18 protein-coding genes are annotated in these 23,025 nt (G+C 51.0%); 4 read left to right on the plus strand and 14 right to left on the minus strand.

Annotated features, from left to right (window positions below):
* Positions 1-126 precede the first annotated feature (126 nt).
* On the plus strand, positions 127-2,460 hold the full coding sequence (locus tag ACR0AK_RS20005; RefSeq protein ID WP_480794699.1) for an exopolysaccharide transport family protein: 2,334 nt from the start codon (positions 127-129) through the stop codon (positions 2,458-2,460).
* Positions 2,461-2,547: 87 nt separating this feature from the next.
* Here ACR0AK_RS20005 and ACR0AK_RS20010 read toward each other — a convergent pair whose 3' ends face one another.
* The 5 genes from ACR0AK_RS20010 to ACR0AK_RS20030 form a co-directional block, all read right to left on the minus strand.
* Positions 2,548-3,459, minus strand: a complete 912-nt coding sequence (locus ACR0AK_RS20010) for a sulfotransferase (RefSeq protein WP_480794700.1) — start codon at positions 3,457-3,459, stop codon at positions 2,548-2,550.
* A 226-nt stretch (positions 3,460-3,685) separates the two neighbouring features.
* A complete protein-coding gene (locus tag ACR0AK_RS20015; RefSeq protein ID WP_170561768.1) occupies positions 3,686-4,960 on the minus strand; it encodes a polysaccharide biosynthesis/export family protein in 1,275 nt (424 codons plus the stop codon).
* Between the two features lie 70 nt (positions 4,961-5,030).
* Complete coding sequence (locus ACR0AK_RS20020) at positions 5,031-5,735, minus strand: sugar transferase (protein ID WP_170561765.1); 705 nt, start codon at positions 5,733-5,735, stop codon at positions 5,031-5,033.
* Between the two features lie 403 nt (positions 5,736-6,138).
* Positions 6,139-6,351, minus strand: a complete 213-nt coding sequence (locus ACR0AK_RS20025) for a hypothetical protein (protein WP_480794701.1) — start codon at positions 6,349-6,351, stop codon at positions 6,139-6,141.
* 283 nt (positions 6,352-6,634) lie between these two features.
* Positions 6,635-8,062, minus strand: a complete 1,428-nt coding sequence (locus ACR0AK_RS20030; protein ID WP_480794702.1) for an oligosaccharide flippase family protein — start codon at positions 8,060-8,062, stop codon at positions 6,635-6,637.
* Positions 8,063-8,426: 364 nt separating this feature from the next.
* On the opposite strand from ACR0AK_RS20030, the gene ACR0AK_RS20035 reads away from it, so the two are divergent.
* The 3 genes from ACR0AK_RS20035 to ACR0AK_RS20045 all read left to right on the plus strand — a co-directional run bounded on the left by ACR0AK_RS20035 (position 8,427) and on the right by ACR0AK_RS20045 (position 12,120).
* Positions 8,427-9,713: an O-antigen ligase family protein gene (locus ACR0AK_RS20035; protein ID WP_480794703.1), complete on the plus strand. Its 1,287-nt coding sequence runs from the start codon at positions 8,427-8,429 to the stop codon at positions 9,711-9,713.
* Positions 9,714-9,887: 174 nt separating this feature from the next.
* Complete coding sequence (locus ACR0AK_RS20040) at positions 9,888-10,802, plus strand: sugar phosphate nucleotidyltransferase (RefSeq protein WP_282170098.1); 915 nt, start codon at positions 9,888-9,890, stop codon at positions 10,800-10,802.
* 169 nt (positions 10,803-10,971) lie between these two features.
* Positions 10,972-12,120 (plus strand): glycosyltransferase family protein, encoded by a 1,149-nt coding sequence (locus ACR0AK_RS20045; RefSeq protein ID WP_480794704.1) that lies wholly within the window; start codon positions 10,972-10,974, stop codon positions 12,118-12,120.
* Between the two features lie 166 nt (positions 12,121-12,286).
* On the opposite strand, the gene ACR0AK_RS20050 is transcribed toward ACR0AK_RS20045, so the two are convergent.
* From ACR0AK_RS20050 to ACR0AK_RS20090, 9 genes are all read right to left on the minus strand, one after another.
* Positions 12,287-13,636, minus strand: a complete 1,350-nt coding sequence (locus ACR0AK_RS20050) for a UDP-glucose dehydrogenase family protein (protein WP_480794705.1) — start codon at positions 13,634-13,636, stop codon at positions 12,287-12,289.
* A complete protein-coding gene (locus tag ACR0AK_RS20055) occupies positions 13,636-14,745 on the minus strand; it encodes an NAD-dependent epimerase/dehydratase family protein (protein WP_480794706.1) in 1,110 nt (369 codons plus the stop codon). Before ACR0AK_RS20055 ends, ACR0AK_RS20050 begins: the two co-directional genes overlap by 1 nt.
* Positions 14,746-15,056: 311 nt before the next feature.
* Positions 15,057-15,755, minus strand: a complete 699-nt coding sequence (locus tag ACR0AK_RS20060) for an SDR family NAD(P)-dependent oxidoreductase (protein ID WP_170561746.1) — start codon at positions 15,753-15,755, stop codon at positions 15,057-15,059.
* Positions 15,752-17,104 (minus strand): DUF4910 domain-containing protein, encoded by a 1,353-nt coding sequence (locus ACR0AK_RS20065; protein WP_480794707.1) that lies wholly within the window; start codon positions 17,102-17,104, stop codon positions 15,752-15,754. Before ACR0AK_RS20065 ends, ACR0AK_RS20060 begins: the two co-directional genes overlap by 4 nt.
* The gene (locus ACR0AK_RS20070) at positions 17,053-18,387 is read right to left on the minus strand and encodes a methyltransferase domain-containing protein (protein WP_480794708.1); all 1,335 of its coding nucleotides are present in this window, start codon (positions 18,385-18,387) and stop codon (positions 17,053-17,055) included. The genes ACR0AK_RS20065 and ACR0AK_RS20070 overlap by 52 nt, the downstream gene beginning before the upstream one ends.
* A 364-nt stretch (positions 18,388-18,751) precedes the next feature.
* Positions 18,752-19,627 (minus strand): hypothetical protein, encoded by an 876-nt coding sequence (locus ACR0AK_RS20075; protein WP_480794709.1) that lies wholly within the window; start codon positions 19,625-19,627, stop codon positions 18,752-18,754.
* Between the two features lie 12 nt (positions 19,628-19,639).
* Positions 19,640-20,737, minus strand: coding sequence for a Gfo/Idh/MocA family protein (locus ACR0AK_RS20080; protein WP_480794710.1), 1,098 nt, complete (start codon positions 20,735-20,737; stop codon positions 19,640-19,642).
* Positions 20,738-21,341: 604 nt separating this feature from the next.
* The gene (locus ACR0AK_RS20085) at positions 21,342-22,001 is read right to left on the minus strand and encodes a hypothetical protein (protein ID WP_170561735.1); all 660 of its coding nucleotides are present in this window, start codon (positions 21,999-22,001) and stop codon (positions 21,342-21,344) included.
* A gap of 5 nt (positions 22,002-22,006) precedes the next feature.
* Positions 22,007-22,864 (minus strand): hypothetical protein, encoded by an 858-nt coding sequence (locus ACR0AK_RS20090; protein WP_480794711.1) that lies wholly within the window; start codon positions 22,862-22,864, stop codon positions 22,007-22,009.
* Positions 22,865-23,025: the final 161 nt, after the last annotated feature.

The raw sequence follows: 23,025 nt of genomic DNA on the forward strand, positions 1-23,025 counted from the left end.
CTTGAGAAACACTATCAAAAACCGCATTTTTTTTGAAACTAAAATTGGCCTCTGATCCCGTATTGATCCTGGATGCGCTGACAAGGTCAGCAATCAAAGCCGGCACTTTTCGATTTCGGCTTCAATATGAGCGATTCCGATACATTGTTTTTGGTAAGTACAGTTTTTTCTGTTGCCGTCGCCCCTAAGCCTTTATTGTCCAGTTATCGTTGTTTGAGATTGTTTATTGTTATGACTGATCAGTACCGAAAAGTTTTGGACGCAGAGCTTTCCGGTTTAGGCGTTGCTCCGGCAGGAGACCCTGAACTGCGAGTGATTTCGAACATTGCTTGGGCGATCAGACGCTCGATCGGTTGGATTTTTCTGGCAGCCTTTGCAGTCGCGTTTGCCGCCTATGTTCTGACCTACACTTCCGATACCAAATACACCTCGAGTGCGAAGGTAATGATCGACACCCGCGTCCAAACCGAGACGCAGTTCACGACGCAAGTGTCCGGACTTCCATTGTCATTGACCTCTTTGGAGAGTGAGCTTGAACTGCTGCGCTCCACCGACATCATCGAAAGCGTTGTTGATCGTCTGCAATTGCAAGACGACCCCGAGTTTTCAGGCGCGGAAGGTGGGTTTTCCCTAAACCCAATCTCGTGGGCCCGCAGCTTGAAGGATGTGATTGTGAACGCAATCGGCGGAAGCAATGGTGCGGCAGGCGATCTTGAACCCGAGGAACTGCGTGAAATTCAACGCGCGGCAACTGTTGAAAAACTTCTTGAATCCAGACAGATAGAGCAGATCGGGGAAATATCAGCGGTTTACAGGATTAGCGTTACTTCGAAGTCCCCGCAAAAAGCAGCAAGTATCGCAAACTACCTGGCCTCTGAATACCTGACTGTTCTTACGCGAATGAAGCGCGATGACCTTGATCAGGCACAGCAATGGTTGTCGACACGGATTAACCAGATTCGCGAGGATCTTAATGTTCTAAGCTCCGAACTGGAGTCGCATTCGATCGAGACACCGTTTTCGCCTGAGGAATATGCAACAATCAAAGCGCAACGCATCAAATCAGAGAAGCGGGCGCAGCTGGTTGACGCAGAGATCGTCGAGCAGGCGGGACACCTCAGCACCATTCAAAACCTGATCAACGAGGGAAAAACACAGGAAGCCATTTCTTATGCTTCCGAAGTCGGTGTGATATTCCCCTCTGAAGCAATGGACACACCGGAGGAACAGGCCGAAGTGCTGGACACCGGGGTCAAGGCTCTGGAAACCAAACTAGAGGTTCTCAACGGCCAGAAGGTAACCCTCGAAAAGAGCATTGAAACCTTCAAGGAACAGCAAGTGCGTCAGGTTCAGCACGATTCGGTCACGAAGAGGATAGAAAATGAGATCCTTGTCGTAGAGACAATCTACAGGGACTTTGTTGCTCAACTTGGTCGCAGAGCCGAGCAAAGGAATTACCTTGATGCGGGAGCCCATATTATTGAACGGGCTCGCGTGTCCGTTGACCCATCTGCCCCCAAGAGGTCGTCCGTCGCTCTCACGACTATGTTTGCGGTTATATTCTTGGGCCTCGGTTTTACCGTGGTTCGCGAATTGCTGCAAAAGCGCCTGAGAACCACGTTTGAATTGGAGAATACAACGGGTGTAAAGCTTTCGGCGATCATTCCGGAGGTCAAAAACGAACCGCCGTTCGAAACTTTCTTTATGAAAAACGGAAAGCTTGACCCGACGTTGATGCATTACGGCCGGAAACTTTTGGCCAGCAGCGCCATCGGCCTGCGAACAATGCGACGCGATGACGAAACTGCGGCACCACAGTCGGCCGATCTATTTGCCAAAAATTCGGACAACAAACATAAAAAGCGGATCGCCGAAGAAGGATGTACTATTTTCTCTGGTGCAGCGGCTTTGCCAGATGAGGGAAATACCTCAACTCTTCTTCTGATCGGATCGGTGTGTGCGCAAGCAGGATATCGAACGCTAATCATCGATTGTGATACACTAACGTCCACTTATCGCGATCTGTCTCAGATGACTGCAGAGTCGCTGAAACTTGCGACAACTCATCCCCTTTCACTGGAAAACTATATCGTTGGAACACCTCAGGATGGCTTGGACATCCTTCCCTTGATCGGCACCCAAGAGAACGAAGGTCAAATAAAGTCCGTCGAGGATTTTCTGTGTTCTACAGCTTTTGTTAGCCTACTCCGTTCACTTTCCGGAACCTACAACACCATCCTTCTGGATACGCCACCGCTGTTGAGCGCCGTGGAATCAGGCTATCTTTCGCAGCTCTCTGATCGGGTGATCCTGTTTGCTCGATGGAACTCCACGCGGCGAAAGTCCATCCTTCAAGCCATGCGTGAACTTGAGAACGCCGGTGTACGACCCTCAGCCTTAGTTGCTACACGCGTAGACATGAAACGCGTCAAGCTCTACGGGGATCCATTTCTTGGGTAATCGCATTTTATGGTATTGCTGGACGCGCAGTTCACTAAAGTTTTTTGATATGGTGAGCGCAAGATCCGGCGCTCTCCAATCAGCACCCTAATTTGCGAACTGTTGCCTGATCTCAGAATGCCACCGTCGGCGCCATTCCTCATTGATGCGCTCGAAGCCTTCCAGCCGTTGCAGGGCAGCATCCCGCAGCATTTCACGAGTTTCATCGGGCATAAACATCTTCTTACCCTTAAAAACCCTAGGCGGTGCGTCGACTGCGGCGATCCGCTTCACAGCACCCTTCGCCGGGTCAATGAAGCTGACAATGCGGCTAAGTACTTCCGCAGGGTCCGCACTCAGGCTTTCCAAGTATTCTACAATCACATTATCGGGGCCATAGGCGTTCTGCCACCTTTCAACCAGATCGACATAGCGCCGGCAAATATTCATCTGATACTCGACTTTTTCCCGGTAAAATACGACCTCATCATCGATTCTGACGGCCCGAGTGGACATTCGACAATGCGACCACAATTGCTCGAAAGGGTTTCGCAGAAGGATCACTATTTTCAAGTTCGGTAAATGTTTTTTGAGGTTCTGAACCTCGTCGTCGTCAAGCATATGGTAACAAGGCGAGATGTCACCGCTTATTCGGTTCTTTGGAAAGAGGTTAAGATACCAGTCCAGGTCCCGCTGAGCGGTAGCAAAACTGACAGCCCAGTTTAAGCGCTTTAGATCCTCTTTTCCTGTCGCAACTTGTTTGGCTATCTGAGCGACTGCGCGGCGCTCTTGACGGGCCGCCCAGTGTTTCGAGAATAGAAAGTTCCTTAGACCCCCATCGTAGCCGATTTTATTGTGCGCAAAAAATTTGATTTCTTTTACAGGTGACACGTAGATCTCGGTGCGTTCCTTAAATAGAACCTGCAGGGTTGATGTGCCGCATTTTGGCATCCCGATGCACAGAAAATCGGGTCCGCGCCGAGACCTGATCGTCGCACTCATGTTTGCTTCATAACCCATTTCAGACGCCTACTGCCGTATGACGCCGCATACCCGTCAGGTTTTTCCGAACGTCAGTCCAACAAATTGGGGCACCGGGTTGCCGAACTCCCGGGCCAAAATACGCAGGAGGAATTGTACACAAATGCATAAACTTAACTCGTCAACTTTGAACTCATAAAATTTGGATTTGATGATCTACTATCTCACGTTCTAAGGGCATTATTTAGCCAGTATCTCGCTGTGCTCACTCGGTAAGTGGTGCATCTTCGGTGATTTCCTGAACAGAAATCTCCAGACTGTCACCCGGTCGCAATTGCGTCAGTTTATCCGCGACAAGTTGCTGAAGCTGGCTGTTTTCGGTTCGAAAAATTGTGACCGTATAGTCGATATCGGTTATGAGGCTTTCCGTTCCAATCTCATTTGACGCACCTGCCAAGTATTTCGAAATTGTGTCCAATTGATGCTTGGCGTCGCGTACGGATAGGCTTGCAACCCGGCGCTCTTGCAGCAACCTCAACGTCCGTTCTTGTTCGAACTGTTCCTCATCGCGGATTAGCCGGGTCAAAATGAGACTGGTTCCCGCCAGATCTTCTTCAACTTCCAGCAGGCGCGTCGCGGACAACACTGTTGTACGACGCGTATCCGCGAGCCGCGATCCGGGTGCTAATCCTTTGTCGACCAAACTGACCACGCGGGCCTCTTCTTCTTCATCAGCGTCCAACGCCTTCGCCAGTTCAGTTATTTGCTCTTCCAGAATTCTGACTCTCTCGGCCGCCTGCTGTCTCGCATCTTCAAAGAACTCGCGTTCACCGGCCTCGTTTTCCTGGTTGATACTGCGGATCCTGATTTGCTCGGCGATCAATTCGGCCAGAACACTAGGCGATACTGTGACGGACTCGGGGGCTGGCGGCTCAAGATCCATGTCCTGTGCGAGCTCACTCGAACTGCGCCAAGATTGCACAAGCGCTTGCGCATGTTGAAGGGCAGCCTGACCATACGCAGTTTGCCAGCGCAGCAACTGGATGGGGTCTATTGTCACATCATCGGCCAGCAACATGCTGCGGACCCCACCGGCCAACGCGACAGCCTCGCGCACGGTTATTGCTGGTCGGTAGTCTATTTCGCCGGTTCGGGCGACGTCGCCGCCGATTATGATGGGCCGGTATCCATTGCGAGCAATCTCAATCTCATCACCAGCGAGCTGGATTATGTAGATGTCGCCGTTAAGGTCATACTGTTTGACGATTTTACCTGCGGCATCTTGCTGGACGAGCAGTTCCAGTCTCTCCAGTGACAGCCCTTGCGCACGAAATTGCCCCAGCCATTTCAGGTTCACATCGCCATGAGCGTCAATTGTGGCGTTAAAGGACAGGTCATCCAACCCTGTTAGCGAAACGCTGACTTGATCTCCTGGTTCAAGGTCAAAGTCCGCCATCGCCGCTGTGGCTAGCATAAGGCAAGACAAACCAAGTGCGTATGCTGTGAATAGCTTCGACAAGTACCGGATCGGTTCAAGCATCCCAAACCACCTTTGCTACTTAATCTTCTCAACCATTAAGCCAAAATAAGCTCAGTCAGGGGCTCCGAATTCACTGTCCTGTTCCGTTGCACACCACACCAATGGTCCGAAACAAAATCTTAAGGTCGAACCAGAAGCCGACTTTTCGCACATATTCACTGTCGAAGATTGCGCGATGAGCAAACTCGACATCGTTGCGTTCGGACACCTGCCATGGACCGGTAATTCCTGGCTTCATCAGAGTGTAGTCCCCGCCCGGATACAGTTTCCGCTGCTCCGGCATCATCGGCCGCGGACCAACAAGGCTCATGTCGCCGATCAAGACATTCCAAAGCTGAGGCAGCTCATCCAAAGACGTCGCTCTAATAAAACGGCCAAATTTTGTAATACGGGGATCGTTGTCCAGCTTCTGCTTTGTTTCCCATTCGGCGACAGCAGATTCATTTTCAGCCAAATGTTGCCGCATGATTTCATCCGCGTCTACGACCATCGAGCGGAATTTCAGGAAATCAAATTCGTCCCCACCGATACCAATTCGTTTCTGGCGGTAGATTGCAGGACCGCCATCAAGCCTAACCAAAAATCCAATGGCAAGCATGAGCGGCAAAACAAAAGGAGCGCCGATCAATACTAGCGTAAGATCAAGCAGGCGCTTACCTTTCAACGCGTAGAAGCCCTTTAACCTTTGGCTGACATCACTCTTTACGCTAGATGTCTGATTTTTATTATAAATTCTAGGTTCTTCAAATCTAAACGAACCGGGAATATCACTCATATTAACCCCCTAACACGCAGGACAGCGACGTCCCCACACTAATAACTCGCGAACGGCCAAATAACGCTATGACCTAAAATGAGGCCAGAACGCTGCTGCCTAACTATTTTCCACTCAATAGACTTGGACTTGTAACCGTCTTAAACAGCCACCCACCCATAGTTATTACTCCGATTCGCACAAAAAACCGTACCGGAATTGCCCTGGCGACGAGCATCGCACTAAAGGCAACGTGAAACAACTTTTTTGTTGCTGAGGCTGAGCCCGCGAATACGCAATTGCACAAAAATTGTTCACAGGTCCACCAGGCTGTTCCCTGCGTTGCTAGCTTCTAAAGCAGCAAGGACGAGGCGACCAATAAATGTGAATTCACCACCAAGTCGGCACGTTCCCGCAATTTTGACTAGCTACCGGATTTCAAAGGGAGCTTACCTGCAAGTTTCAAGCGCATCTTGCTTCCCCACAAGATCTTGAGTCCCATGATCAGAAGAGGTGTGCACATCCCGATCAAAAAACCAAAAAGCAAAGCTGAGCTGACCCCCATGCCGTTGAGGGTGAACGCCACAAAACACAATGCGGCGACCAAAGGTCCGGACAGTAAGTAAACAATGACCATGTTCAGTGTTTGCTCTCAGTGTTTGTCATTTAGCCGGTACTTATCGATGCTCAGTTCAATTTGTGGTCTTTTTAAGGCAACCCCAGTGTTGTTGCCGTTGCGACGTCTTTTTGGTCGAAAACAGCAAGGCGACACGCACTCGATTGCCATCGATCGCCTACATAGTATTGACGCGCCCTGACTGCGACAGGTCTGACGAAGAAACCAAATCCACTCGGCAATAATATGCCAGAATTGCAACACCCAGTCTGCTTTAGGGTGTCAACCTGTCGCTGGGATTGAGCTATTTGGACGAAGGAAATACACCGATCAGCAAGTGCCGCTTTAGCTTTCGCACGACAGCCAATGCGGCGGTCTGGCCAACACACAGTAATGCAACGAACATTGTCGTCAGGCCAAGGGCCAAGATCGCAAATTGCTGCATCAAGCCCGTCGATGCGTTCGCCCACAACCCTAAGGGCGCAAATGCAACTAAGCCCACAAGAGCTTTGCCAAATTCTGCCAACGGGATGCTGATACGGTCAATCCGACGCCCGTATTGAAAATAGACCAGAAAGCTCAGTATTGCACTCACAAGGAATGCATATGCCGCTCCTTTCGCGCCCAGCCAATATATGAACAGATACGATAACGCCGCATGACCAAGCAGCGTTGTCACCGAGATAATCAGCTGCAGGACCGTCTTCTTTGATCGTGTAAACGCGAAACTAAGGTAGGCACCCTGTAATCCAAACACAAATGATGAGAGCGTCAGGATACGAATGTACCCGGCGGTCTGGTCTGCAAAGGCAGGCTCGAACAGAAGATTGGCAAAAACGTCCGCCGAAAATATCAACACGGCCAGGATCGGCATTGAGATCAGCATCAAAAACGAGAAATACCGGCAGAGAACCGCATCTGAGGAGGCTTTCCCCTGAACTTCTTGGGCCTCAAAGACCGACGGGCCAATCACTCGTGACAGCGTTCCCATTGGCAGGCGAAGTGTCCGTGCCGCAAGGGATTGTGCAGCGGCGAAGTATCCAACCGACTCCATCCCCGCCAAAATCGCCAATATCGACTGAGAAAACATGGCGAAGAATGTCGCGCTGGAGGACACAATGGCCAAAGGGAAGCCGAATGAGAGGTATGTTTTCAATTCGGCTAATTTGGGAACAACGATGCCTGAACGCCGAAACGCGATGAGCAATGCGTAACCTCCGGTCACAGCAGCCCCAATCGACATACCAATCACGGCACTTTCGTAGCCCCCTCCGTTCAGGATAAAGCCAACCGCCAGCGCGACCCCTAATGCGTGTCGCAACAAAGTCACCGCAGCATACTTTGGACCTTCGTGATACTGGCGCAGGCAAGCTGCCCCAAGCTCGTGCATCCCGTGGCTGATACAAAATATCGCTGCGAACTTAAGGTTTTCGACCCATTCTCCGGGCAAGACCAGCGTTACGAGGCTGGACAAAACCACAAGAAAAAATGCCAGCACAACCGATGCCCCCATAACGGTGGCAATTGTCCTACCCTCAAACTCCTTGGCGTGATGAAACCGGGCGATCGCAATAACCAGCCACAAAAACGAAAAGGAAAACAGGATCGTTCCGACCAAAAGTGTTAAGTTGTAGCGTCCAAACTCTGCCGGGCCCAGAACTTTCGTCATAACCATCAAAATGGCTATCGCAAAAACCGCAGACAGAACTCGAGGGACAAAAAACCACGTCATTTCAGAACGCCTTACAAGAAAAAATCTTTAACCATAGCTAGATACAATCGCCCATTTCCGGGCAACCGTGAGAATTGAATCGGCACAAATCGTTGGGCCGGTAATCGTGAACGACAAACGCCGACTGTTCGTCGCAATGCCCTATGCGTGATCTGAGTATATAACATCCTAGTTTTTAATCTTACATTTGGGATTAACTGGTCACTACTGTCTAGGAGAGCGATGTCTAAGCCTACGGCCGTGCTGCGAAACGGTGCTTGTAGACAAGCGCCTGCCATCTTTGTACGCTTTTGTAGCTTCAGCAGCGCTCTTCTGCTGAGTGATCCTTTTTTGTGCACGTCCCTTTCGTCAACCAGTTTTTGCCATGACACCTGTCACCCGCAGTTTCCCGTATCAATCTCACGCAGGATCATCGTTTAACCACCTTGTGCTCGCTTTTTGCCTGTGTGTTCTGGTGGTGATTGGCACGCACTTTCTGGCAATCGTGTTCTGGCAGAAAGGCATCGCGAACAAGATCGGAGTTCTTCTGCTAGTTCCTGTTCTTACGGTCACCCTATTGTATTTTCGGCACCTGATCCGCGGTGCGGTTTCATCCCCCGAAATCACACTGTTAGTTGTTTTTGCATTTTTTTCAGTGCTTTGGAGCGACTTCCCCAGACATTCTTTCGAGCGCGCGGTTCCACTGGTCGTAACAACCGCGCTTGGACTAATGCTGGCCAGCGTTATGTCCTTACGGGGCTTGCTTTTGTTTTTGGCGACGTTCTACGGCATCGTGATTTTGTTGGCTATGGCGGCCATCATAGCCTTGCCACAAGCACGAGGCATTCCACCGTGGGGGAATACATGGAACGGAATTTTCCTGCATAAGAACGGCCTGGGAACTGCGGGGATGTTTGCTTTGCTAACGTGTTCCTATGCATCGGGACAATTCACTGGCAAACTAAAGACTGTCTTTGTTGCGACGGCAATTTTGGGACTATTCCTATTGATTGCCTCAGAATCACGGTCATCTCAGATCATCGCCCTGTTCGCTGTGACCGCGCTGTATGTTAGTAAGATTATGCCTCGAATGGAGACAATTTGGGCCATTGGATACATACTGTTCTCAATGATCTTTGTAGGCATGGTCGCATTTGTACTAGCCTCGACACTTGCAGAGCCTCTGTTTTCACTGATCGGACGAAAGCCCACGTTGTCCGCCCGGATTCCAATTTGGGAATTGGTCTGGCCCAATATTATGGATCGGTTCTGGGTCGGTTACGGATATGCCGCCCACTGGTATGAAAATGCTTCGCATCTGAGTATGTATTCGAGCAAGGCCAATTTGGGCTTCCTGCCCCACTATTCCCACAATGGGTTGCTTGAAACATTTCTTAATGTGGGTTTTGTGGGAATTTCTCTTTTGCTTCTAGGGTTGTTTCGCTTTTTCTTCTCGATGTTTTATGGGTTACGCTTTATCCCGGACCGTGAACCCATAGTCTTCGTTTTCATTTTGGGGATGGTGTTCATCTTCTCAAACATCACTGAGAGCATGGTGATGGAAAGGATGAGCGCCAGTTGGATTTTCTTCGTTGCATACACCACAAAGATGAACCTTGTCGCGAAAGCGCTAAGGGCCTCGGCGCGGGCGAACTATGCCGCCGCCCATTAGTTTCGGTTTATGTGCGCGGACCAAAACCTGCGATTTCCTGCGACCGTTTCTTTAACGACAACCATTTCAGCAATATTTGGATCCAAGCGAGATTGACAGCTACGGCTGAGTGGTATGGAATTTAGGGATTATCTTTTTAAGCCTTAACGAGTTCCTATTCGGTGGGAGACCCACATGAAAACAGCTATTTTTGCAGGCGGCAAGGGCTCGCGCCTAATCGAAGAAACACGGGTTCGTCCCAAACCACTGGTTGAGATCGCGAACCGCCCGATTTTGTGGCACATCATGCAGCACTACTCGACCTATGGTCATCACGATTTTGTACTGGCCCTGGGGTACATGGGCGATCTGATTAAACAGTACATATCGGATCTTTGTCAGCATGACGGAAATCTGCGCGTCGATTTCGCCAAGCGCGAGCTGTTTGGCGAACCAGAGTATAGGAATTCAGCCATAGACACCCAGATGCCGCCCTGGACTGTCGATCTTATTGACACGGGCACCGAAACGATGACCGGGGGTCGGCTGGCCCGTTTGCAACCATATCTTGGCAATGACACGTTCATGCTGACATACGGCGACGGGGTTTCGAATGTTGATCTGGACGCGTTATTGGCTTTCCACAAATCTCATGGCAAACTGGCAACCATAACCATGGTCCGGCCGCTAACGACCTTCGGTCACCTTCAGGTGCGCGAAGATGGGCTAGTGGAAGGTTTCATGGAAAAACCAGAAGTAGCGACTGACTGGATCAATGGCGGCTTCTTCGTGCTCGAACCCGAAGTTTTCGACGCGGTTGCAAGCGTCAATGGCGACGACATCATGTGGGAAGAGGGGCCTCTTCCTAAATTGATGGAGCTGGGCGAATTGATGGCCTATCGCCATTCCGGTTTCTGGTACTGCATGGACCACCTAGCAGACAAAAGACGGTTAGAAGAAATGTGGAAAAGCGGGAACCGTCCGTGGGCGACTTGGGAAGAAAAAAATGGCGCTCGGGACGATGTGTCGGGGCAGAATGGAGACAGACACCGGCTGGGTATTGGTCGTGGCGCGCATCCCGGTGATTGGGTGCGATATAAATCACTTTAGTGCCGCCTGCCCTCGGGCTGCACAATGCTTCAAGTGGTTTCACCTATGCCAGACACCCATTGCTCCCTGCGGTACAGTCTGGACGATCACTCGTCATTGAGCGTCGTTTCGGACGGGTGAGAGATTTGTTAATTTTGTGTTTAGTAGGAGTATTAAGTTGACGAGTTCTATGAATTTCAAACAAGCCCGACGAGATGTCTTGATTTTCTCTCAACGCAAGTTGAACACAGGTATTTCACGCTGCTCTGGGTACGAATTCGAAGATGTGGTCGCTCAGGTCGAGGGCGCGGATATCTTGATGCCAGCCCGCGCCCAACAAACGCGCGTTCAGGTTAATCCCAAAAGATGGCTGTCTAAACACACGGGTCTTTTCAAATATTGGACATCTGGCGTGCCGAAGACACGGCTTGAAAAAGACTATGATGTCTTTGTTTGCAATGTCCAAAAACCAATTGAGCTGCTTGCCTTGGATGCTATCCCGAATTGGCGCGAAAGAACGGGTGTAGCAATCTGCGTTCTCGAAGAGGTGTGGGCTGCTGACGTCGCTCTTTATTCCCCTTTGATTAAATCCTTGTCCGAATTTGATCTGATAACCTGCGCGTTTGCTGAAACTTGCGAACTACTGCACCGCTTGACGGGTAAGCCCGTTATCCAAATGCCTGCAGCTGTAGATATGGTGCGATTTGCACCGGCTGCGTCACGTGTTGAAAGGCCTGTTGACGTCTATTCAATGGGTAGAAGGCGTCCAGAGCTGCATGAGAAGCTGGTAAAAGCAATGAAAGCCCGTGGCGGCTTCTACCTGTACGACACGGCGACTAAACCTCCGGTCACCGAGCAGCAATCCGCGCACCGCGAACTACTGGCCAGTATCATCCAACACAGTAAACTTTTCGTAGTGGACATCGCAAAATTTGGCCACAAGGACCAATGCTCAGGACATCTCGCATGGGGGCCCCGACAAATCGAAGGAATGGCGGGCGGTGCAGTTCAGGTTGGATACGCGCCAGAAACACCTGACTACTATCAGTACTTTGATTGGCCCGAAGCAGTGTTCCGTTTGCCTGAAGACTCGGACGAGGCCTTGGAAAGCCTTCTGGCGTTGCTGGACAACCCGGCTGAACAACATCGTAGGCGGAAAATAAACTTCGCCAATTCGCTGCAAAGGCACGACTGGGTGCACCGCTGGGCCAGTGTATTAGAGTATTTGGATCTGCCGGAAACCGTGGCCATGATAGATCGCCACAGTCGCCTGAATGACATGTCCCGACAGCTAGGTATAAGCCAGTCAGAACAGCCCGACCTCGAAACGATTTCCTAAAACGACTTCAAGCCAAGCAGTTTCGGGCGTTTATTCACGATCCAAACTGTGGACCACTTTGCGTTCTAGGCAATAAGTACGGCCATATTCCCTTGGGAACCCTCTTGCGCTCTCCACTCTCTCTGGATCGTTTGTCCGGCCAAGTCGCCCTCGGACGTTTGGGCGATCAGCGCACCAAACCCTGCAGCCCAATTCCTTCGTAATTCGCGACACTGTCTTTCGGGATCATCCGACGTCCGTCGATGACCAGCGGTTGTGGGACAAACGTTTTGACCAATTCGGGCAATTTTGAAAACTCGGGCCATCGGGTCACTATCATCACCGCGTCCGCACCTTCGATCGCCCGGCTCAGTTCGTCCTCGTAAGCAATTGAGTCGCTAAAATGAGCCTCAGCTTCGTGGCGCGCAACCGGATCATAGGCGACGACCTCAGCCTGTTCGGTCAGTAACTTGTGGACAATGGTCAAAGCTGGGCTTTCTCGGATATCATCAGTTCCCGGTTTAAAAGCCAGGCCCAAGACAGCAATCCGCTTGCCGCGAAGGTCAGGGAAATGAGATTTCAATCGGTCCAGCATCTGGCCGGGTTGCTTATTATTGGTCTGCATTACTGCATTCAGCAAAGGCATCGGAGATCCGGCGTTTTCTCCATACGCAATCAGCGCCTTTACATCTTTGGGGAAACAGCTGCCCCCAAAACCGCAACCGGCCGCCAGATAAGTTATGAAACCGGGCCAGATGCGCTCCGCTTTCTCCGGTAGGATGGGAGTAAAGCGTTTGTCCAGATGCATACCCTCCATCGCCTCGACTACATCAACTCCCACATTGGCGCAGAGATTTCCGATCTCGTTCGAGAATGAGATCAAAGTCGCCAACAAAGAGTTCGCGGTGTATTTTATCATTTCCGCGGTAGCAGGGTTTGTCCTTACGATATCAACATTAGGAAAAACGGAGTAAAGCTCGTCCATCGCGGCGATCGCACGGTCATCACCTCCGCCGATAACGATGCGGTCAGGATGCATGAAGTCCGTGATGGCTTCGCCCTCTTTGAGAAACTCAGGGTTCATGCCAATACCGAAATCTTGGCCCGCTCTTTTGCCCGAAGCCTCCTCCAGAATTGGCCTGACAACCGTGTCAGTTGTTCCCGGAACGACTGTGCTTTTTACCACTACGACGTGATAGGCATCCTTGTCCTTGATTACCTCACCAATCTGGCGCGACACGTCGCGGATATACCTCAGGTCGATTTCGTTGCCATCGAACGGCGTGCCTACAGCAATCAGCGAAATGTCCGAATACAAAACCGCATCGCGCAGATCTGTCGTTCCGTGCAGCGTTTGGCCTACAGTCTGGCACAAGATATCTGCCAACCCGTCTTCGTGAATAGGCGGCGTGCAGGCGTTGATCTGATCTATTTTCTGCTGAACCGTATCGACACAGACCACGTCGTGACCCTTCATTGCCAGACAAGCGCCCGAGACCAACCCAACATATCCCGTTCCTATGACTGATACACGCATCACATATCCTCTGCGTCTCGATTGCCGCTGTACCAAATCATTGCGCGACGCAGCCCCTCGTCCACTCCGATCTCGGGGTTGTAGCCAATATCGGACCGGGCTTTAGCGATGACCGGGCAACGACGATTGGGATTGTCGACAAGGTAGTCTTTGTCTTCCGAGACTTGAAAAACCGCTTTGCCCTGATAGCCAAATTCATCGCGGGCAATTGCGATAACACGCTCGGCCAAATTAGCCATAGAGATTTCGGGGTCTTCAATACCAATGTTGTAGGCTTCGCCCGGCTTTCCGTTCAACAGAATCTTGTAATAACCGCAGACGGCATCCGCGACATAGCAAAATGTCCGAGTGGGCGCGCCATCGCTGAACATCACGATATCGCGTTCAGCAAAGATATCGCGGGCAAAATCCGGCAGCACTCGGCGGTCCGAAATTTTCAGGCCTGGGCCGTAGTTATTGAACGGGCGCGCTATCGTGATCGGCAGATCGTGTTGTTGGGCGAACACGACGCAAAGCGTTTCGCCGTATCGCTTGGACTCGTCATAGCAAGCCCTTGGGCCAGTGCACGACACATTTCCCCGGTACGTTTCCTGAGTTGGAATGCTTTCGGGGGTTGGGTCACCGTAGATTTCGGATGTTGAAAAAAAGAGAAACCCTTTGATCGGTTTTTCCTTTGAATGCTGCGCCAAAGCGTAGTCCAACATATACCGCAATCCACCGACATTAGCGTCCATCGTCTTCAGCGCGTGTTGGCGGTAATAGATTGGCGAAGCGATTGAAGCCGCGTGGATGATGTAATCGAAATCGGCCATGTCGTCCGGCAACGGTTCCGTAATGTCATGGGTGACCAGTGTAACGTTGTCATCATCCTGTATGGACTTTAGCCAATCCGGTACGCCGCGCATGTAATTGTCAAACACAGTTATCTTGATCGGTGCTTGACCCGAAACGTTGTTCCAATGGACCACGGATTGCACCAAATAATACCCCAAAAAGCCTGCCCCTCCGATAATCAAAAGGCTTCGGCCTGACATGGTTTCAAATTCTGGTCCAAGCTTGGAAGCGATATATTCCAAATCGGTGGAGACAACTTCTTGAGCGGTTTTCACGAGGCTTCTCTCTACAAATACAATGACTGGTAATACGGCACTTTGAATCTCGCGTTGAACACGACGTTGCTTGCTGCAGGCAAACTCTTTCTGGTTCGAAGTCTTGAAACCAAACGGAGGCCTGGGTTGGTGCCGACTGTATTCAAATTGATTCACCGAAGAAAAATTTCATTTTGATCTTAGCATGCACCGCCGCGGATGAAGCAAAAGATTGTTAAGTGAGTTCAACTTGCGACCCCGCCAAGCCAAACGGATTGAATGCTGCAACCACCCAAGTTCCATTGTTGCAGCTTGGGTTTTTACCTGGACGGCTAGAACTTTTTAGCCGGGCGCACATGAATGTCGGTCACTTCCGCTGTGTTTGCCGACGACAAAGATTGAAGCACAATCTGCGATATGTCGTCCGGCTGCAGCAGAAGGTCTGGATTATAAGCTCGGTTCTCTTCTGCGAAAATACCTTGCTGCATGGCACTTGCCGTTCGACCAGGAAAGACGCTTAAGACACGGACGCCGACCGGGTTCAACTCATCACGCAAGGCGTCAGCAAAGGCTTTGAGCGCGTATTTGCTGGCTGAATAGGCGCCGGTGCCACCTCGGGCGTTGTTCCAGATCGATGAGTTCAAAAAAACTACCGATCCATGTCGGGCTGATAGCGCGCGTGATAACGCCTTCGTCAGAACCCAAGGGGCGCGCATATTAATTCTCCACATTCGGTCTAAATCCGTGATCGGCGAATGCGCAACGGTGCCCATGGCAAAGTCGCCAGCGGCGTGAACAAGTATATCAAGCTCATCGATAGTGGATGCAATTTGGTTGGCAGCAGCTTCCATCGCCCCGTCATCAGAGAGGTCAACTTTATGCCAGGTAAGTCGATCACTCTGTTTCGTCTTACGCGACAATGCATGAACTTCGGCACCTTCGGCCACCAAAGCCTCGGAAATTGCGCCGCCGATTCCACCGCTTGCCCCTGTAACCAAGGCAACTTGCGACTCAAATCGAGCCAACCTCATGACGCGCCTACCAGCAAGCCATGTTGCCGCAAAATTTCTGCCGCATGCGCCACACGATCAAACCCAAGTTGAGATCGCTCCGCGATATCCAAAAGACTGTGATCTCCATCCGAATAGTTCAGTACCCAAAGCAACGCCATCTGCTGCTCTTTGGAGTCCGATCTGCCACCAATCGCGTCATACAACCCGCGTCGTCCAAGCATCGGTTCCCCTTTCGGGTTGAGGTTCATGAACTTTTTGTCACGCTCAAGGATATCGATTACCTTCTCCAACCGGGTCAACGAGTCTTCCAACGCTTCCGGTCTGACGAATTCGGGATTGTCCGCCGAGGTATGATACTCTGGGAAACGGGAATATGGCGTTCGTGAAAAACAACCCATTGGCATGTCAAAACCCGGCGAACAGAACTGCCTTTCGTCGTAACCATAGGGTTCGAATTCCAGCATTTTGTGATCCGGTTGATCCTGAATCACCAATCTGACTGCCCGGTTGATTTCTGTGTCATCTCGGCGGCTTTTCTTGTAGTGAATCGCACCCGGATCGCCGAGGTTTGCCAGCACCAGACCATGCTTGACCCGGTCAACGGTAGCAGCGTTGCGCGCGAGCCAAGTGATCGCGCCAATTGTGGCGGGGATAAACAGAACACGGATTGTGTGCTGCGGCTGCGGCCCTTTCAATAGTCGACGTGCAAGTTCAGTCGCAACCACAATCGATGATAGGTTGTCATTGGCCAAAGAGGGATGGCAAATGTGGGCCGACAGTAGAATTTCATCCGTCGTTTGCCCTGGTATGACACACTCAGCGTAGGTGAGAGATCCGTCCTCAAGCGTTGCGTCCACGACGACCTCATATTCCCCTTCCTGCATAGCCTCAAGATCACGGTGCGGCAGGCAAAAACCCCAGTTCTCCGCGTAGTACCCGGTTCTATAGGGAATCCAGTCGGGATTCGAAGGATCCGAATGCAGGTGTGGCTTCAGTTCCGACAGTGACATGCGGGTGTGCACCGGACGACTATAGCTTACGATATGCAGATTGTGCTTTTGGAAATCGATCACCCTGTTCCCGGAGGCATCAGCAACCCAAGCGTCGCGAATGGTCCATTCCTTTGGAACATGCCAATCCAGAACGGGTTCGCCTGAAGGGACCTCGGTGACGGAAAGTGGAATATGCTCGCCTATCAGCGAGAGCGTTTCGCGCACACCTGGGCCCGTGATTGAACGGCATATTGGATATAGGCGAACGAGCTGAGAATGAAGCAACTCCCCGACGGGGGTATCCGCGCGGTCCGCCATCATCACTACTCCAAGACCTTTACTTCGGGCAATGGAACAACAAATCTTCCGCCCCATTCGACGATGCCCTTCATCGAGTCCATGATCTCTTCTTTGATGTTCCACGGAAGGATCAGCACATAGTCGGGCCGAGTCTCGAAAATCTTATCTGGCGCGTGGATCGGAATACGTGTTCCTGGCAGCAACTTGCCCATTTTGGCAGTGCTCACATCAACGGTGTACTCAAGAAGATCCGTCTTGACGCCACAAAAGTTCAAAAGGGTGTTTCCCTTGGCGGGTGCTCCGTACCCGACGACGGTTTTTCCAGCTTCCTGTGCGTCCATCAGGAACCTCAACAGATCCCGCTTTGTTTTGTGAACCTGTTTCGCGTAATCCCGGTATCGATTGAGCGACGTTAAACCCTCAGCCACTTCGCGAACTTCAAGTTCGGCCACGGATGGCAACACCGGATGATGGGTATCCACGTCCTCCGCACGGCAGGCGAACACTCTCAACGACCCACCTTGTGGCGCGATCTCTTGCACTTCGAAGACCTTGAGCTTGTGGCGTTCAAAAATCTCCCGAACTGCAATCAATGAGAGGTAGGAATAATGCTCGTGATAGATCGTGTCGTAGTAGTTCTTTTCGATCAGATTCAGCAGATGCGGGAACTCCATTGTAAGCACCCCGCCCTCTGCCAGGGCCGAATGGAAGCCGCTCACAAAATCGTCAATGTCCGGGACATGGGCCAGTACATTTGCACCGTGAAGAAGTTTAGCCTGCAGGCCTTCGCTTTGCAGCCATTCACCAGTTTCTCGGCCGAAAAAGCGAATTTCCGTTGGCAAACCTTTTTCGCGCGCGACCTTTGCGACTCCTGCCGATGGCTCAATCCCCAGCGTAGATACGCCATTTGCGTGAAAATATTGAAGCAGATAGCCGTCGTTGCTTGCGATCTCGACAACCCGGTGTTCCGGGCCGATCCCAAATCGTTCGGTCATCTCGGCGACATAGCCTTTTGCGTGATTCAGAATCGTCGACGAAAAGGACGAGAAATAAGCATAATCCTCATTGAATATGGTTTCGCGCTGTTCGACAGCTGGCAATTGGACTAGCCAACAGTCTGGGCAAACATATGCATGAAGCGAATAAAATGGCTCTGGCTCGAGAATTCTGGACGGATCTACATACGAATTCGCCAGCGGCGTGGCGCCCAGATCGACAAATGTTTCGGCTAAACCTTTGCCGCAACCTCGGCACGAAAGCTTGCCGCTCTTTGGAAAAATCTGATCAGGCATAACTACATTCAAAACAATGAACAAACACGAAATTGGTAGCATGGATGGAACGTCACCCAAAGCCATTTTTCCTGACCAAGCAGACTCTCAGGTCGCCAATCAAACCTAAGTATCGGTTTAATTGATCTGAGAAAAACGAGGCATATGAAACAGCTGGTCACCGTTTGTTTCTGGCTTTTCAAGATTAGTTAGGAATAATCGGCGCTTAGCGTTCTGGCCCTTAAACCGATTTTGGCACCTGCACTATGGTTGAAAATCAAAGCGTCAGCGCGCAGAGCATTACGCATCGGATTTCGGCCTACCCCAACAGATATGCATGCTCCCGGATCCAAAAAACGCAATTGTATCGGGCATGCCTTATTGTTTGCAAAAGTTTGACAATAAGGACATCAGGAGTGTCGGAACGGCCGAGTAGTTTGACCGGCCCAATTCAAGCATTGCGTCGTCCGCCAATGTATTTGTCAACCAACGCCTTCGTCCCACGAATATTTCCCGCGCTTGAAGCCCCAAACACAATCGATTCAACGCCCGGGAGCTCTGATATCCAGTGGATTGCTTCATCTGCTGGGATTGCCCCAGAGGCATAAACAGACATAGCGACAGCCCGCACACGTCCGGATTTCAATGCGTCAAGATAGGCATCATATCCGCCAGACATACGGAAGCCGATCTTGTTGATATTCGAGCAGATTATTGGGCGTTCAATGCCCTGCTTTTCCAGTATATCAAGAAGCAGCGGCATGTTCATTGTGATGTAAGCAGGCTCGGCGCCATATTTCTCTTGGATGTGATCGTGGAAAATTCGGAAAGCCCGATGGAACCCCACGCCAATCAATAAATCAGCAAAGACGTTCTGTATGAAAACAACAGGAGTTTTTGCTCCCGTGAACATTTTCATCTCCATATCAATCATTGCCCTGGCGATGCCATCCATTTCTTTTGAAGCTAGGGCTTTTGTCCCCGCAAGCGCGGTTGCAAACAGACCATCATTAGGCATGAGGTGTCTTATGGCCCCCAACATACCGTGGTCAGTTACGGCGTTGGCGTATTTATGCGCGTAGGGCATACAGGGGTAGAACTGGAAATCGCTGTAACGAACGGGATCGGCCCGAACACGATCAGCCACTTCTGAAATCTGATCATGGGTCGTACACATGAAAGTGCGAATACCCGCATCATAGGCAACATCCAGAACATCCATAATCGCGTCAGTTCTCTGAAAACGCATCGCTTGCGCCCGCGCTTTTTCTTCGGACATGTGGTTGACGCCAAAAAACTGATTATCGCCGAAAAGCAACTTATCCACGTCATGCACTCCTTAAAGACGAAACCATCCACGCCTTTTCGCGGGCGCGGGCTGCGTGACGATCGGGGCTTCACCAACAGGCATACCGGTGTCGGCATTGGCCAATATCATCGACATGGTTTTGTCGGTTTCGGTGGCAGAAGCAAAATCGTTTAAAATGAGGTCTGGTTTTCCTTGGGCCACAGCGGTGATAAATCCGTCAAGCTGGGCTGAGTATTCTTCGCCTCGCAGATAGAACCACACGTCGTCCGTAAGATCTGTCGTATATCTGACGTTCCAGCCTTTGGTATAAGTCGGCAATTCAGGATCAGCATTTCGTAGATAAAGCTGACACTCCTGACGGTCAGCGAAAAGGCGTCCGTTGGTTCCAATCATTGTGATCTTCGTCGACATTTTTCGATGGCTCTCGTCAGACCAGTTGACTGAAAGCTGTGCCGTGGGTCCATTATCCCATCGTAAGGTCGACATCACCTGATCATCTGCATCTTCTGAGAAAACGCGCGTGAGAACTGAGCCGGAAACCTGCGTTGGAGTACCAAAGAACCAGTTCAAAAGGTTCAAAGGGTGAGCCGCATAATCATAAAGGCAGCCGCCGCCTTCGGAATTGTCAGTGCGCCAGGTGCTACGCCGATGACGCAGTACGACGGGTCCATAAGCTTCGGCCTGCACGTGTGTGATATTACCCAGTGCTCCGGAATTCAGGATTCTACTGACTTCCCGGAACGCGCCAACATATCTGTAGTGATAGCCAACCTGCGTGACGACGCCCTTGTCTTTCGCCAACTCCGCCAAACGGAGGCTATCCTGCCAGTTAAGGCAAAACGGCTTTTCGCAAAAGACGTGCAAACCTTTTTCTAGGGCGGCGGAGGCCATGGACGCATGCAGACGTGACGGGGTCGCAATGACGACCGCATCCAAATCCTGAGTGGCAAGCATCTTTGCGTAGTCACTGTGAATTGTAACTTGCGCGTTCTTTTTCAGCACATCGCTGATGAATCTGGAGTCATCACAGGCTACTGCGTTGGCCATCGGATGCACATTGGCTATGGCATAGTGGGACAAGCCCATTTTACCCAGGCCAACAACGGCAATGTTGATTTTGTCCGCCATTCTCCAGTGCACCTCAAACTCATTAAAAAAATTGACGCATGTCGCCACGAAGGTTGCACAAACGTAGACAATTCCAGCGTCATACACCACCGGGCGAAATTCAAATTGCAATGCTAGTACTTTTTGACGCAGCGGACCTTCAGGTGGGTATGGGTGCCTCGACAATCATTCAAAATGAACCGGAACAACTTGAAGTTCTTTGTTACCAACGCTGTTACATGCTCAATTTGTTGGTGCGACAGTAAATTGAAGTCTGCAATTTCAGCCTCAGAATAAACACAGACGCCGCGTTGACAGCGCTACCTTCAATAAACGCAACTCGATTGGACGACACGAACAAAATCGGTAACAGTTTGAAACTACCCTAGTGTTATGTTTCTGGATTCGAAACACTCTTAGGCAGAATCACTCACACGAAGCCACATACAATGGCGACGCCAAAGGCTCATCGACATGACGCTTGGGCAATACCTTCGATCACCCCTGTGCAAAAAGACAAATAACATACGCGTGCCGGTTGGGGTTGACGTGCGCATCAAAAGGCCGCTGGACCAGATCCATTGAATTTGTGCATCACCCAGCATCTACTGCTCAATAGAGGCCGCTAACGTTTGGCAAAGGCCTTTTCGTATCGGGCGTCAGGCCAGACGCACAGCAGACCGTTACTGACCCGTGCCAAAAGTTCGGCGTCATCTTCGTGGTCCGTCACCACTGTGGCATCATCCAATTGTCCAGCATCAAAATACGCTTCGGCATTCGCAAGCTTGCCTGCGCGGCGCCACTTCCAGCCGGATCTTAGGGATGCTGCTGCAAGCTCAGGTCGGGTTCCGGGGTAGCATTGCAGTAAGGGCGCGATAATAGCTTCATAACCATTTGAGAAAACGACAAACCGCGCCGGTCGAGCCTTGCCTATTAGGTCTTCAAGTGCTGTGTTGGCGAAAGTGCGACCAAGCTTGGGAGCGATGCGTGCCCAACTGCGAAGGGTCCATGGCATCAACGTCGCGATGGCCATCACACGAAGCCAATCACGATAATCTCGCGCCCGTCGCCGCCCGCCAATGATCCTCCACGGGCGTGTCAAATCAAGACCGCGCAAGATTGCCGCCGCCAAAGGAGCAGGACGCGCATGGGCGAGAAAGCACTCGGTGGAATTTCGCAGCCAAAGTGTCTCGTCGAAATCGACGATCAGCAGCTTGCCCGCAGCTTTTTCCATGGCATGTGTAAGCTGTTCAGGAGAAGCAGTTTCGTAAAGGGGACGCTGCATCACCATTAACTGTCCATACTGCCTGAAGACGACCATTTGTCGTGCTGCACATGCTGCATCTCACGTACCACTTTTCTTGTTTGCTTGAACCCTCGCAAGCAGAGCCACCCCAGAATAATGCCCCCTTGAATAAGGTAGCTTTCGCTCAGATTGGATGGCAACAACAACAGCCAGATCGACAAGAACGAGAGTATTCGCAACACTTTAGACGGAAGTCCTACAAGGCCACTGCGTCCGTATCGGTACACGATGTATGGCACCCAACGGCGCAGGCATTGCGCAAATATGAGGGCTGCTCCCGCAGCAGGCAGGTAAAAGAACAGCAACGGAAACCCGTATTTCAGGATCTGTAAGGGTAAATAGACCCATACGCGGCTCAACTTATCGATACGGTTGTACGCATAATAGACCGCCCGAAGACAACCCAGTAAAGCGATCCAAGTAAGCAGGTATAAGAGTACAAATAGCCCGATTGCTTCAGGTTCTGTAACCCACGCAACCAGCAATGCCCCAGGCGCCGCAAACGCCACCGCCCACAACCAAGCCTGGCGTTCGGAGAAGTACGTCGCGGCCCTGTCAAAGCCAGGCGTTACCTTGGCTTCATGTTCAAGGCTTGCCGACACGGCGTCGTTTTCGAAGTAGCCGATCTCGTAGACGGTCCAGAAAGAAATGTGGAAGAAAAAAATGGCTAGGGCGACGCTGATTGGATCCGATGAAAATGGCACGAATGCCAACAGAACCAACAGCAAATCATCGCCAAGATTATCGAGAAAAAACGGTAGGCCGGTAGACTTGTTACGTTTGAAACGAAACGAGTAGTCTAGCGGAACATACCTGCGCGGACTTTTTACATTGTTATCCATAAAGAACCTTTTACCGGGGCATCAGACGCACACGCATATCAATCACTATTCATTTGTATATTGACGACTCTACGATTTTTTGACGTGCTCGCAAAACAGATCAAGTTTCGACATAAGACTGCTGCCGCTTTTGCAAGTAGATGCTGTTTCCCTAAATCATT

The organism is Ruegeria sp. BI12, from assembly GCF_056537985.1.